The following is a 12,992-nucleotide window of genomic DNA, read 5'->3' on the forward strand; positions in this document are numbered from 1 at the left end:
GAAATGGCTGATATTCAACTCAAAGACCTGGTGAAATCCTACGGGCCGACCGAGGTGCTGCACCATGTCGAAGGCGACATCAACGATGGCGAGTTCATCGTCATCGTCGGCCCCTCCGGCTGCGGCAAGTCCACGCTTTTGCGGATGGTGGCGGGGCTGGAAAGCGTCACCTCCGGCGAGATCGCCATTGGCGGGCGCCGGGTGAATGAGCTGGAACCCTCGGCGCGCGATATCGCCATGGTGTTCCAGAACTACGCGCTCTATCCGCATATGTCGGTGCGCCAGAACATGGCCTATGGCCTGAAGATCCGCAAACTGCCGAAGGACGAGATCAACCGCCGCGTCGAGGAGGCGGCGGAAATCCTGGAGATCAGGCAGTACCTTGACCGCAAGCCGCGCCAGCTGTCGGGCGGCCAGCGCCAGCGGGTCGCGATGGGCCGCGCCATCGTGCGCGACCCGCAGGTGTTCCTGTTCGACGAGCCGCTGTCCAACCTCGACGCCAAGCTGCGGGTGCAGATGCGGCTGGAAATCCGCAAGCTGCAGCAGCGGCTGGGGGTGACCTCGATCTACGTGACCCACGATCAGGTTGAGGCGATGACGCTGGGCGACCGGCTGATGGTGCTGAACGGCGGCTATGTGGAGCAGTTCGGCACCCCGATCGAACTCTATGACCGCCCGGCCTCGGTGTTTGTGGCGGGGTTCATCGGCAGCCCGGCGATGAACTTCTTCCCGGCGGAAATCAGCGCCGGCCAGGCCGCCCTGCCCGGCGGCGGCGTGCTGCAGGTGGCCTCTGCCCATAACGGCACCGCCACCCTGGGCCTGCGTCCCGAACACCTGCTGGAGGACCCCGCAGGCCCCATCGCCATCGAGGTGGAGCTGCTGGAACAGCTGGGCGCCAACACCCTGATCCACGGCCGCCTGCCGGGCACGGAGCATACCATCACCGCCAGCGTGCCGGGCCATGCCAATGACGGCACCGGCAGCATCCGCCGCTTTGCGGTGGCGCCGGAGCTGACCCATCTGTTCGATGCCGCCACCGGCAAACGGCTGGAGGCCTGATGCAGTACCCCCAGATCCCCGCCTTTGCCGCCCAGCCCGGCCTGATCCGCCTGATCGGCCACCGCGGCGCCCGCGGCGTGCTGCCGGAAAACACGATGGAAGGTTTCGCGTTTGCCCTGACCGCCGGGGTGGAACTGCTGGAGCTGGACGTGACCGCCACCCGCGACGGCGTGGCGGTGATCACCCACAACCACCGCCTGACCCGGTCGATGATCCGCGGCGCCGATGGCTGCTGGCTGCAGGGGGAAGAACCGAAAGTGTCGGCGCTGACCTATGCCGAACTGCAGGCCTATGACGCGGGCGGGCTGGACGGCCGCAGCGCCTATGGCCAGCGGTTTCCGGACCAGGCGTTTCTGACCGGCGTGCGCATTCCCCGCCTTGCGGACCTGCTGGCGCTGCTGCAGCTGGCTGAGCATCAGAACGTGCATCTGCTGCTGGAGATCAAATCGGATCCGGAGCTGCTGGGCGACACCGCCGCGCGCCAGGCCCTGGTTGAGGCAGTGGTGTCAGAGGTCCGCCAGGCCCGGATGCAGCCGCGCACGGTGCTGCACAGTTTCGACTGGGATCTGCTGGCGGACTGCCAGCGGATCGCCCCGGAAATGCCCGCCTCCTTCCTGACCCAGCTGCCGGACAACGCCGACGACGTGGGCGAGGATTCCTCCAAGGCGGTGAACCCGGTGGCGGGCTGCAGCGCCCTGGACCTGCCGGACCGCGTTGCCGCGGCCGGGGGCCAGTTCTGGTGCCCCTATTTCCTGGACATCACGGCAGACTCCCTGGCCCGCGCCCGCGCACTGGGGCTGGTGACGGTGGTCTGGACGGTGAATGAGCCGGAAGACATCGAGCGGATGATTGATCTTGGCGTCGATGCGATCTGCACGGATTACCCGGGGCGGGTGCAGCGGCTGCTGCTGATGCACGGGCTGCATTGGCGCGCAGACTGAACAAAGCCGTTTCCCTTGCAGGGAAACGGCCATGGAAATTGGATTTTTCATGGCTGAAATCCGCGCCGGATTTCAGCCTTCTCTCAATCAGCCCAGGATGCCGGGCAGGTTCAGCCCGTGCTCGCGCGCGCAATCCTTGGCAATGTCATATCCCGCATCCGCATGGCGCATGACACCGGTGGCCGGGTCGTTCCACAGCACGCGTCCGATGCGGCGGTCGGCGTCCTCGCTGCCGTCGCAGCAGATCACCACGCCGGAATGCTGCGAGAAGCCCATGCCAACGCCGCCGCCGTGGTGAAGCGACACCCAGGTGGCACCGGAGGCGGTGTTCAAAAGCGCGTTCAGCAGCGGCCAGTCGGAGACAGCGTCGGAGCCGTCCATCATCGCCTCGGTCTCGCGGTTGGGGGACGCCACCGAGCCGCTATCCAAATGGTCGCGGCCAATCACCACCGGCGCCGACAGCTCGCCGTTGCGGACCATCTCGTTGAACGCGAGGCCGGCCTTGTGGCGGTCGCCGAGACCGATCCAGCAGATCCGCGCGGGCAGGCCCTGGAACGCGATGCGTTCCTGCGCCATGTCCAGCCAGCGGTGCAGCCCTTCGTTCTCGGGGAACAGCTCCTTCATCTTGGCGTCGGTCTTACGGATATCCTCCGGATCGCCGGACAGCGCCGCCCAGCGGAACGGGCCGATGCCGCGGCAGAACAGCGGGCGGATGTAGGCGGGCACGAAACCGGGGAAGTCAAAGGCGTTCTCCAGCCCTTCCTCCAGCGCCATCTGACGGATGTTGTTGCCGTAATCGACGGTCGGAACGCCCATCGCGTGGAAATCGCACATCGCTTTCACCTGCACCTTCATTGAGGCGCGGGCGGCCCTTTCCACCGCTTTCTTGTCGCTCTCGCGGCGTTCCTTCCACTCGCCCATGGTCCAGCCCAGCGGCAGGTAGCCGTTGACCGGATCATGCGCCGAGGTCTGGTCGGTCACGATATCGGGGCGGATGCCGCCTGCCTCCGCACGCTTCACCAGTTCAGGGAAGATCTCTGCCGCGTTGCCCAAGAGGCCCACGGATTTCGCCTCGCCCGCGGCGGTCCAGCGCTCGATCATCTCCAGCGCCTCGTCGAGAGTTTCAGCCTTCTCGTCCAGGTATTTGGTGCGCAGGCGGAAGTCGATGCTGTCGGGATTGCACTCCACCGCCAGGCAGGATGCCCCGGCAAAGACCGCCGCCAAAGGCTGCGCGCCGCCCATGCCGCCCAGACCGCCGGTCAGGATCCACTTGCCGGTCAAGTCGCCGCCGAAGTGCTGGCGCCCGGCTTCGGCAAAGGTTTCATAGGTGCCCTGCACGATGCCCTGCGTGCCGATATAGATCCAGGAGCCGGCCGTCATCTGGCCGTACATCATCAGGCCCTTCTTATCGAGCTCGTTGAAGTGGTCCCAATTGGCCCAATGCGGCACCAGGTTGGAGTTGGCGATCAGCACGCGGGGCGCGTCCTTGTGGGTCTGGAACACGCCGACCGGCTTGCCCGACTGCACCATAAGGGTCTGATCTTCCTCAAGGTTCTTGAGGGTCTCGACGATCAGGTCGAAATCCTGCCAGGTGCGCGCGGCGCGGCCGATGCCGCCGTAGACCACCAGTTCATGCGGGTTTTCGGCGACGTCGGGATGCAGGTTGTTCATCATCATCCTGAGCGGCGCCTCGGTCATCCAGGACTTGGCGTTGAGCTCCGGGCCGGTGGGCGGGAAGATGTCGCGGGTGTTCTTGCGGGGATCGCTCATGCGGGCCTCCAGGTCTGAAGATCGGTGAGAATTTTGGTGAGATGGGCGCGCAGTTGCTCCGCGCGCTCCGGCAGGTAGGTCCAGGGCGGGCTTTCCTGGCAGTAGGTGGCCTGCGCCAGCTCCATCTGGATGGAGTGCAGGCCGTCCGCAGGCCGCCCGTAGTGGCGGGTGGTCCAGCCGCCCTTGAAGCGCCCGTTGAGGGTGGAGGTATAGCCCTCCGCCGCCTCGCAATGGGCCACGGTCAGCGCCTCGATGGACGCATCGCAGGTTTCGCCCATGTTGGTGCCCACATTGAAATCCGGCAGGCGGCCCTCGAACAGGAAGGGGATGTCGCCGCGGATCGAGTGGCAGTCATAGAGGATGGCAAAGCCGTGAATGGCCTTCACCCGCTCCAGCTCTGCCGCCAGCGCCGCGTGATAGGGCGCGTGATAGGCGTCGCGGCGGCGGGTGATTTCGGCCTCGTCCGGCTCTTGCCCGTCGCGCCAGATCGGCAGCCCGTCAAAATCGGTCAAGGGCACCAATGTGGTGGTGTTTTGCCCTGGATAGAGACTGATACCGGCGGGATCGCGGTTCACGTCGATCACATAGCGGTGGATGGGGGTGCGGACGGTTGTGATCTCCTCCACCAGCCCTTCGTACAGGTCGTGAATGTGCCAATCCGTATCGGCCAGCGCCCGGCCGGTCTCGTTCAGACGCTCCCAGACCTCCGGCGGCACATCGGTGCCGGTGTGGGGCAGCCCCAGCACCAGCGGCGAGGTGCCTTGGGTGACGTCGATCATGCCGTCACCTCCACGCCCGCAGCCGCTGCAACCCGGCCTGCGCGGACCATGGCGCTGGCGGTTTCAATGTCGGGCGCCAGGTAACGGTCCTCGGCCAGCGAGGGGATCTCCTCGCGCAGCATTGCCAGCACGTCCTGCAGGCGCGTTGAGGTCTGCAGCGGAGCGCGCGCCTCCACCCCTTGCGCGGCACAGAGCATTTCGACGCCCAGGATCACCGACAGGTTCGCATTCATCTTCGACAGCCGCAGCGCGCCGTGGGCGGCCATGGACACGTGGTCCTCCTGGTTGGCTGACGTCGGGGTTGAGTCTGTGACGCAAGGATTCGCCAAATGCTTGTTCTCACTCATCAGTGCGGCGGTGGTCACCTCGGCGATCATGAAACCGGAGTTCAGCCCCGGATCGGGCGTCAGGAACGGCGGCAGGTCGTGGCTGAGCGTGGGATCGACCATCAGCGCCACCCGGCGCTGCGCGATGGCGCCGATTTCGGCCACCGCCAGCGCGATCTGATCCGCGGCAAAGCCCACGTATTCAGCATGGAAATTGCCGCCGGAGACGATGCGGCCTTCGTTCACCAGCACCAGCGGGTTGTCGGTGACGGCGTTGGCTTCGATCTCCAGCGTTTTGGCGGCCATCCGCAACACGTCCAGCGCCGCGCCCACCACCTGCGGCTGGCAGCGGATGCAATAGGGATCCTGCACGCGGGTGTCGCCTTCGCGGTGGCTCTCGCGGATCTCCGAACCGTCCATGATCGCGCGCATTTCGCGGGCCACGTCGATCTGCCCCGCATGGCCGCGCAGGGAGTGGATGTCCGCGACCAAGGGCGCGGTGGAGCCCATGATCGCGTCGGTGGTGAGCGACGCAATCGCCATCGACGCCTCTGCCATGCGCCAGGCGTCAAACAGCCCCGCCAGCGCGCAGGCGGTCGAAAACTGAGTGCCGTTGATCAGCCCCAGCCCCTCCTTGGGACCCAGCACAATAGGCTCCAGCCCGGCCTTTTTCAGCGCTTCCGCGCTGGACATGCGGGTGCCCTCATATGTGGCCTCCCCTGCCCCGATCATCGCCGCCGCCATATGCGCCAGCGGTGCCAGGTCGCCCGATGCGCCGACGGAGCCCTGCGACGGGATCACCGGCACCACGCCGCGTTCCAGCATCTGTTCTATCTGCTCGATCACCAGCCAGCGCACACCGGACGCGCCGCGGCCCATCGACAGCAGTTTCAGCGTCATCATCAGCCGGGTCTTGTCCTCCGGCAGTGCCTCCCCTACCCCGCAGCAATGGCTGAGGATCAGGTTGCGCTGCAGGGTGGCGGTGTCTTCCGGTGCGATCTTGGTTGAGGCCAGCTTGCCGAAACCGGTGTTGATGCCATAGACGGCGTCCTCTCCGGCAGCGGCATCTGCAACCATCTTCGCGGCGGCCTCCACCGGCTCGCGGGCGGAGGCGTCGAGTTTGGCAGGGGTCAGGTTGCGGTAGATATCTTCCAGCGTGGCCAGCGTTACCGTGCCGGGGATCATCTCGATCATTGGGTGCCCTCATAGATACGGGTGTAAAGCGGGTTGAAGCCGATGCGGTAGGCGAGCTCTGCGGGCGTTTCCACGTCCCAGACCGCCAGATCGGCGCGCATACCGGCAGCGATCTGTCCCCGGTCTGGCAGACCCAGCGCGCGGGCTGCGTTGCGGGTGACGCCTGCCAGCGCCTCCTCCGGGGTCATGCGGAACAGGGTGCAGCCCATATTCATGGTCAGCAGCAAGGAAGTCAGCGGCGAGGAGCCCGGGTTGCAGTCGGTCGCCAGAGCCATCGGCACGCCGTGGGCGCGGAAGTGCTCAATGGGCGGCGCCTGGGTTTCACGGATGGTGTAAAACGCGCCGGGCAGGATCACCGCAACGGAGCCGGAGGCGGCCATCGCCCTGGCGTCGTCCTCGGTGGCGTATTCCACGTGATCGACTGACAACGCGCCGTAGTCCGCGGCCAGCTTGGTGCCGCCCTGATGGCTCAGCTGTTCGGCGTGCAGTTTAACCGGCAGGCCCAGCTCCTGCGCCACTTTGAACACCCGTTCGATCTGCGCAGGCGCAAAGGCGATGTTTTCGCAGAAGCCATCCACTGCATCCACCAGCCCCTCCGCATGGGCGGCGCGCAGCGCCGGGATGCAGACCTCGCCGATGTAGTCATCGTCGCGGCCTTTGTACTCAGCAGGCGTCGCATGGGCGCCGAGGAAGGTGGTTTTCACCGTCACCGGGCGCAGCTCGCCCAGGCGGCGGGCGGCGCGCAGCATGTTGAGTTCGGTGTCCAGATCCAGCCCGTAGCCGGATTTCACCTCCACCACCGCAGCACCTTCGGCGATCAGCGCATCCAGCCGCGGCAGCGCGTCCTGCACCAGCTGCTCCAGCGAGGCCTCGCGGGTGGCGGAAACGGTGGAGACGATGCCGCCCCCTGCCCTGGCGACTTCCTCATATGACGCGCCATTGAGGCGCATCTCGAACTCCATCGCCCGGTTGCCGCCAAAGACGATATGGGTGTGGCAGTCGATCAGGCCCGGCGTGACCAGCCGACCGCCCAGGTCGCGCTGCTCCCACGGAAAATTGTCAGCTGACAATTTTTCCCGCGGACCGGCCCAGACGATCCTGCCGCCCGAGACCGCGACCGCGCCGTCCTCAATCAGGCCATAGGGCGTGTCCGAACTGGCCATCGTGGCCAGCCGCGCGCCTGTCAGAACAAACTCCCCTGTCATCGGATGCCCGACTCCCTTTATTGCCGTTGCGGCAATAAACTACGCAATTTGGCGGTTATGTCTAGTCATAAAAATGGGGGCCGGGCCCCCTGCCATGGTGTGTCAGCGCGGCGTTTGCTGCGGATATTGCGGGTGCAGATCGTCGATGATGATCGGATGCGCATGCGGGCGGGCGCCCTGCAAATGCGGGTGGTCCGGCGGCAGATCAGGGTGGCTGTGCGCAACGGGGGATGCGCTGTCCCTGGGCCACAGGCGCTGCGCGGCGATCAGCCCTGCCGCGGCCAGCAGCGCCAGCGCCAGCATCGCCGCGCCCCCGCCCCAGGCGGCCATCAGCCAGGCCGACAGCGGGTAGAACAGCAGCCAGCAGGCATGCGACAGGGTGAACTGCGCGGCAAAGACCGCGGGGCGGTCCGCCGCATGGGCCGAGCGCGCCAGCAGCCGCCCCGAAGGTGTCAGCACCGCGGAGTAGCCCGCGCCGATCACCGCCCATCCGATTGCCAGCCGTGCAAACGTGAGCGGCTGGGCCAAGGCCGCCAGTGCGAGGATGGCCATGGCAGCTATGCCCAGCCCTGCCCCGGCCAGCATCACGGTCCGGTCCGGCAGCCGCTCCAGCAGCCGCGGCAGCAGCATGGCCGACAGCATCGAGCCGCCGCCGAACGCCGCCAGCGCCAGCGCCACCGAGCTTTCGGGCAGCGCCATGCCTGCGCGCACCAGCACCACCGTGTTGACGATCACCATAGCGCCGATGGCGGACACCACCCAGTTCAGCGCCAAGAGCCCGCGCAGCCGCGGGGTCCTCAAGTAATTGCGGATGCCGCGGGTGGTGCGCTCCCAAACCGGGCGCGGCGCCTTGGGCGCGGGTGACGGCAGCGCGATTGTCAGCAGCAGCAGGGCCGACCCGGCGAACCCCGCCGCGGTGCCCCAGAACAGGGTGCCGGAACTGACCACCAGCAGCAGCGCCGCGGCCAGCATCGGGCTCGCCAGGCTCTCCAGCTCAAACGCCAGCCGCGACAGCGACAGCGCCCGGGTGTAGTCCTTCTCCTCCGTCAGCACATCGGGGATCGAGGCCTGGAAGGCGGGCGTGAACCCGGCAGAGGCGGATTGCAGCACGAAGATCAGCACATAGACCTGCCAGACCTCGGAAACGAACGGCAGACAAACCGCCACCGCCATCCGCACCAGGTCCAGGCCGATCAGCATTTTGCGCCGGTCCGTCTGCTCTGCCCAGGCGGCGGCGATGGGCGCCACGGTGACATAGGCCACCATCTTGATCGTCAGCGCAGTGCCCAGCACCAGCCCGGCGCGTTCGCCTGCCAGGTCAAAGGCCAAGAGCCCCAGCGCCACGGTTGCCAGCCCGGTGCCGGTCAGCGCGACGATCTGGGCCAGGAACAAATGCCGGTAGGTCCGGTTCTGCAGGATGGAAAGCAAGGGCGGCGGGATCCTTGGCTGGGAGCGGTCCCGTCACTGTGGCCGCGGGCTGGCCCGGAAAGCAATGGCCCGGATCATCCGGACGCGGCGGCAGAGGAAAATTGTCAGCTGACAATTATAGCGGCGCGCGTTCTCCTGCACGACACAAGGGCGGGGCGGCCTCTAAAAACGCGCGGACCATGACCGTTCGGTAAGCTGCGCACATCGGCCGGGAGAAAAATTGTCAGCTGACAATTTCGCTGCAGGGGCCAGCAAAAACGCAGTTCAGCCAAGGCGCGGGGCAGGGTGTTTGCCGGGACCGGCAGGCTGCACCCCCCGCAGGACTGAAAATTGTCAGCTGACAATTTCCGCCCGCTGTCCCTTTTGCAGCAGCGCATTCAGCATCGGTGCGGTGGAGAATTGACCCGCCCGGGCCTTTTGCGCCAGCCGCCGCAAGTAGGCGCCAGGGCTGCGGATGGTTGCCAGCTTTTCCAGGATGCACATCACGGCGGTTGCCGCATCTTTGCGGCCCATCGCGGCACGGGCGTCGCTGAGAACGGGCAATTCGATCCCTATCATCGGTGACAGCATCTCGGCAATCCTGTCGGCATCCTGCCAGCTGCGCAGCCTGCCGGGGTAATAGCTTTGCACCTCGGGACAGGCGCGCACAACGGTGCTCAGGTCACTTGTTTTCTCAGCAGTCCCATCCTCTGCCTCAGTGCGCACCGGGTCAGAGCAGGAGGCTTCGGCCTGCGGCCCTTCAGAGTCAGAATCTTTTTTTATTGAATACTGTATGTGCCGCTCATTCTGGCCGGTGCTGCCGCTCATTTGGCGCGCAGGCAGTGCGGTTTGCCGGGGCGGGTCTTCCGGTGTCCGGCGGGCAATTTCTTCCTGCAGTGCCGCAGCCATCCGGGTCAGCTCTGCCTCGCAGGGTTTGCGGCGCAGCAGCTTGCGGGCGGCTTCCAACAGGTCAGCGGCAGTGTCCGCCAGGTCCATCAGCTGCTGCCGCAGCACGGCCACACGGTCGCGCAGAACCGCCAAATGCTCAGCCCGGGCCTTGGCCGCCAGCGCGGCGTCAAAGATCTGGCCTGCGTGGCGGGCGAGGGGGGACAGGTCAAAGCCGAAGGCCAGCGCCGTGTCATCGCCGCTGCGGCGGGCATAACGCTTGCGGTTGGGGCTGTTCTTCCGGCTGACAATTCCCAGCCGCGTGAGGGTTGCCAGATGGCGGCGCAGGGTGCTTTCAGGCATCCCATTGAGCCGCTCCATCAGCTTGCGGTTCGAGGGGAAGACAATGGCGCTGTCCGGCTCCGCGCTGAGTGCGCGTTCCGGCAGGAAGGTCAGCAGGGCCTTGAGCACCCCAAGGGTGCGGTGGCTCAGTTCGAATTCCGCAGCGGCATGGGTGAGCGCAGCCAGAAGGTCCCACTTGTCGTGAGTACCCGCCAGCCGGCCGCGCTGATCCATCCGCCCAAACGCGATTTGGGACGCATGTTCCATCTTTTTTTCACGAAAGACAAAAAATACCCGCCCCCATGCGGCGCATGGAGTTGACACTGACGAGTCTGAGAGGCTATTCCAAAGGTGCTAAATCTGAGAACGGCCTTCTGGGATGTAATGTCCTGGGGGGCTTTTCTTTTGCCTGCTGCTCGTGCCTCCTGTCCTTTTTGTTTCTGCTCTTGCTCAGTCTTCCGGCTGCTCAGGCTGGTCTTGCTGCCAGCGGCCGTGAAGTTCTGCCATGATCTCTTCCGCGTTAATGTCGAACCAGGTGTCAAAGCCCGGCGCGTCCTTGGCTGAGATCGTCAGGGTGATACCCTTGGCGGTGGTCTTGATGCCCGCGACCTCAGCCCCGTTGCTGCCGGGGAGGGTGCGGGTTTTCGGCGGGGCAGGGGCCGGTTCCGGCTCTTGCGGCACGTTCTGGGCATGTTTCAGAACGGCCTCGAACCGCCCGTCGGAGTCATAGGTCGTGAAATCGGGCCGGTTTGTCCGGGTGATCGCCCGGGCCCGTGCTGCGGGATCGTTGAACAGCTTGACCAGCATCATCCAGCGGTCGCGGCCGATGCCGGGGGCAGAGCCGATCGCCCGCAGGAAGGGCAGATCAAAGGCGGTGCCGACCTTCAGCATCCGCGATACCATCGGCAGGTCGATCGACAGCGCGGCGGCAATTGTCTGCCGTCCATAGCCATCGGCCTGCAGCTGCGCCGCAAAGGCGGCCTTTTCGATAAAGCTGAGGTCCTGGCGCGAGGTGTTTTCCTGGCCTTGGGCCATCACCAGCGCGTGGTCGTCCAGCTGCCGCACCATCGCCTTGACGGCCATGCCCAGTTCGCGCAGCGCCTTCAGGCGGCGGCGGCCATAGACGATTTCGAACCGTCCCGGTGTCTGCGGGTGCGGGCGCAGCAGCACCGGCACCTGCTGGCCATAGGTCTGCAGGCTGTCCTTCAGCTGGTTGAAGGCGGCCCCGTCCATACCCAGCCGGTCCTCATAGCCGGCATCGTCGATCAGCGCGGTGTCGATCTCCTGCACCGCGCTTTCCTGCAGCTTGCTGAGCGAGGATTGCAGCGCCCCGACCGCGCCGCGCGGCATCATCTTGGGTTTCGGCCCGCCAGCGGATGCTGCCGGGCTGCTGAGTGCTGTGCTGAGAATGCCTTTGCGTGCCATCAACGCCTCCATGCTTGTTGAAGGAGCGACTCTATTTCATCGTTAACTTGATTCAGTGAATCGACCGCACGGTCATAGGTTGACCTGTGAAACTGGGATCTTTCGACCTCGTAAACCGTCTGCTGGGTCAGGCCCGCATCGGAAATCGCAGTGGATTTCAGCATCGGGGCAACCATGACCTCCTCGCCGAACAGCTGCCGCATGAATGCAACCACCTGTTGCTGCGGACCGTCGTTGGGCTCGTACCGGTTGATCAGGAAGCGCAGGAAATCGAACTCCAGAGCTGCCCCGGCATTGGAGACAACATCCAGCAGTTCGGCTGACATCTGCAGGAACTGCGACATCGAGGCAATGTCGAGCATGTTCGGCACCACGGTGATGATCACGCCGGTGGAGGCGCAGAGCGCCGACATTGTCAGATACCCCAGCTGCGGCGGGCAGTCGAAGATGATCACGTCGTAATCCTTCTCGACCTCCTCCAGTGCCGCGGCCATGCGCGCGAAAAACGCGGGCTGCACGTTGTTGATCAGCGCCTGCGGGGTCTCATGCTCGAATTCCTGCAGGATCAGCCCGCCGGGCGCCAGGTCCAGGCCGGTGAAATAGGTCTGCTGGATGATCTGGCGCAGGGGCAGGGGGTCATCATAGCGGATTGCGTCATAAATCGTCCCTGTCTCAAGGAAATCGACCTCCGGCCTATAGCCGAAAAGCGTCGTCAGCGACGCCTGCGGGTCGATATCCACCGCCAGCACCCGGTAGCCCTTGAGCGCCAGCCGCTGCGCGGTGTGGATGGACGATGTGGTCTTGCCCGATCCGCCCTTGAAGTTCAGGAAGGACAGCACCTGCACCTTGTCGCCCTCGCGGCGGCCGCGCAGGTAGGTGCCCGGCGTCTTGGCCGAGGCATCCAGGACCTTGCGCATTTCCAGCAGATCGGCGGCGGAATAGTGGCGCCGCCCGCCCGGTGTGGTGTGCACCTCGGGGAATTTGCCGTCAAAATGCAGCTTGCGCAGGAAACTGGGGGAAATGCCCAGCATTTCCGCCGCTTCCCCGGCGCTGAACAGCCGCAATTCCTTCCTTGCATCCGGCGCGAAACTCGCCAGCATGTGGCTTTCGAGGGCCGCACTGAGGTTCTCCGCGTTCTCGCGGATTCGCTGATTGATGTGGAGTGCTACTGCCAACTGCTGCCCTCTCGGTAGTAACGCTGTTTTGCGTCAGCGCTTTATTTATCGTTTCTATACGCAATGCGAACAGCGTTTTGCAATAGATTCCTTCATTTACAGGTTGCAGACGTGTTCTGCGGATTTCTGCCGGATTGCGGAACCCGCATCAAGTTTTCGCGTAAGGCGATGAAACTAAACATTAAAACCCTCCATCAAACGGGCAGGGGAGGGGAGGGCGCAAAATTCTTGTCTGCAAAATCCGTGGCGCGTGTGCAGCATCCAAGCGGGTGGCGAAGGGCGAGTCGCAGCCGACCGGAAAGTCCTGCCGGATCAGCAGTATCAGGCTCTATTCAGGGTCTAATCCTGCGCCGGCGGGCGCTGTGCCCCCTCGAACGGGCACCGCTGCCGGGCAGCGGTCCCGCGGTCCGCGGCGGATCCTTTTAACAGAGTGTCGGTTTTTGCAACCGCATTTCGGAATCCTGCAGGTGGACCCGCAGACATT

10 protein-coding genes are annotated in these 12,992 nt (G+C 65.2%); 2 read left to right on the forward strand and 8 right to left on the reverse strand.

Annotated elements, in window-relative coordinates; genetic code table 11:
- The first annotated feature begins 3 nt into the window (after window positions 1–3).
- Together ACTRWG_RS05650 and ACTRWG_RS05655 are read left to right on the forward strand one after the other, a co-directional pair.
- Complete coding sequence (locus ACTRWG_RS05650) at window positions 4–1,059, forward strand: sn-glycerol-3-phosphate import ATP-binding protein UgpC (RefSeq protein ID WP_027233957.1); 1,056 nt, start codon at window positions 4–6, stop codon at window positions 1,057–1,059.
- Window positions 1,059–2,000: a glycerophosphodiester phosphodiesterase family protein gene (locus ACTRWG_RS05655; RefSeq protein WP_027233956.1), complete on the forward strand. Its 942-nt coding sequence runs from the start codon at window positions 1,059–1,061 to the stop codon at window positions 1,998–2,000. Before ACTRWG_RS05650 ends, ACTRWG_RS05655 begins: the two co-directional genes overlap by 1 nt.
- 87 nt (window positions 2,001–2,087) lie before the next feature.
- Here ACTRWG_RS05655 and hutU read toward each other — a convergent pair whose 3' ends face one another.
- The 8 genes from hutU to repA form a co-directional block, all read right to left on the reverse strand.
- The gene (hutU, locus tag ACTRWG_RS05660; RefSeq protein ID WP_462829078.1) at window positions 2,088–3,770 is read right to left on the reverse strand and encodes a urocanate hydratase; all 1,683 of its coding nucleotides are present in this window, start codon (window positions 3,768–3,770) and stop codon (window positions 2,088–2,090) included.
- Window positions 3,767–4,549, reverse strand: coding sequence for an N-formylglutamate deformylase (gene hutG / locus ACTRWG_RS05665; RefSeq protein ID WP_027233954.1), 783 nt, complete (start codon window positions 4,547–4,549; stop codon window positions 3,767–3,769). Before hutG ends, hutU begins: the two co-directional genes overlap by 4 nt.
- The gene (gene hutH, locus ACTRWG_RS05670) at window positions 4,546–6,069 is read right to left on the reverse strand and encodes a histidine ammonia-lyase (protein WP_027233953.1); all 1,524 of its coding nucleotides are present in this window, start codon (window positions 6,067–6,069) and stop codon (window positions 4,546–4,548) included. Before hutH ends, hutG begins: the two co-directional genes overlap by 4 nt.
- Entirely contained in the window at window positions 6,066–7,274 is a 1,209-nt protein-coding gene (gene hutI / locus ACTRWG_RS05675; protein WP_462829079.1) for an imidazolonepropionase, read from the reverse strand. The genes hutH and hutI overlap by 4 nt, the downstream gene beginning before the upstream one ends.
- Window positions 7,275–7,376: 102 nt before the next feature.
- Window positions 7,377–8,702: an MFS transporter gene (locus tag ACTRWG_RS05680; protein ID WP_027233951.1), complete on the reverse strand. Its 1,326-nt coding sequence runs from the start codon at window positions 8,700–8,702 to the stop codon at window positions 7,377–7,379.
- A 333-nt stretch (window positions 8,703–9,035) separates the two neighbouring features.
- Entirely contained in the window at window positions 9,036–10,175 is a 1,140-nt protein-coding gene (gene repC, locus ACTRWG_RS05685) for a plasmid replication protein RepC (protein WP_027233950.1), read from the reverse strand.
- A gap of 183 nt (window positions 10,176–10,358) precedes the next feature.
- Window positions 10,359–11,333 carry a plasmid partitioning protein RepB gene (gene repB, locus ACTRWG_RS05690; RefSeq protein WP_462829080.1) on the reverse strand — a complete coding sequence of 325 codons (975 nt, stop codon included), beginning with the start codon at window positions 11,331–11,333 and terminating at the stop codon, window positions 10,359–10,361.
- Window positions 11,333–12,508 (reverse strand): plasmid partitioning protein RepA, encoded by a 1,176-nt coding sequence (gene repA / locus ACTRWG_RS05695; protein WP_027233948.1) that lies wholly within the window; start codon window positions 12,506–12,508, stop codon window positions 11,333–11,335. Before repA ends, repB begins: the two co-directional genes overlap by 1 nt.
- Window positions 12,509–12,992: the final 484 nt, after the last annotated feature.

The organism is Leisingera sp. G5_S3_59_S7 (assembly GCF_054968485.1).

What these genes read in the sequence shown, in the direction of transcription:
- repC (WP_027233950.1), bottom strand. Translation starts at nt 10,175, where the DNA reads ATGGAACATGCGTCCCAAATCGCGTTTGGGCGGATGGATCAGCGCGGC.
- ACTRWG_RS05655 (WP_027233956.1), top strand. Translation starts at nt 1,059, where the DNA reads ATGCAGTACCCCCAGATCCCCGCCTTTGCCGCCCAGCCCGGCCTGATC.
- hutI (WP_462829079.1), bottom strand. Translation starts at nt 7,274, where the DNA reads ATGACAGGGGAGTTTGTTCTGACAGGCGCGCGGCTGGCCACGATGGCC.
- ACTRWG_RS05650 (WP_027233957.1), top strand. Translation starts at nt 4, where the DNA reads ATGGCTGATATTCAACTCAAAGACCTGGTGAAATCCTACGGGCCGACC.
- repB (WP_462829080.1), bottom strand. Translation starts at nt 11,333, where the DNA reads ATGGCACGCAAAGGCATTCTCAGCACAGCACTCAGCAGCCCGGCAGCA.
- hutU (WP_462829078.1), bottom strand. Translation starts at nt 3,770, where the DNA reads ATGAGCGATCCCCGCAAGAACACCCGCGACATCTTCCCGCCCACCGGC.
- hutH (WP_027233953.1), bottom strand. Translation starts at nt 6,069, where the DNA reads ATGATCGAGATGATCCCCGGCACGGTAACGCTGGCCACGCTGGAAGAT.
- hutG (WP_027233954.1), bottom strand. Translation starts at nt 4,549, where the DNA reads ATGATCGACGTCACCCAAGGCACCTCGCCGCTGGTGCTGGGGCTGCCC.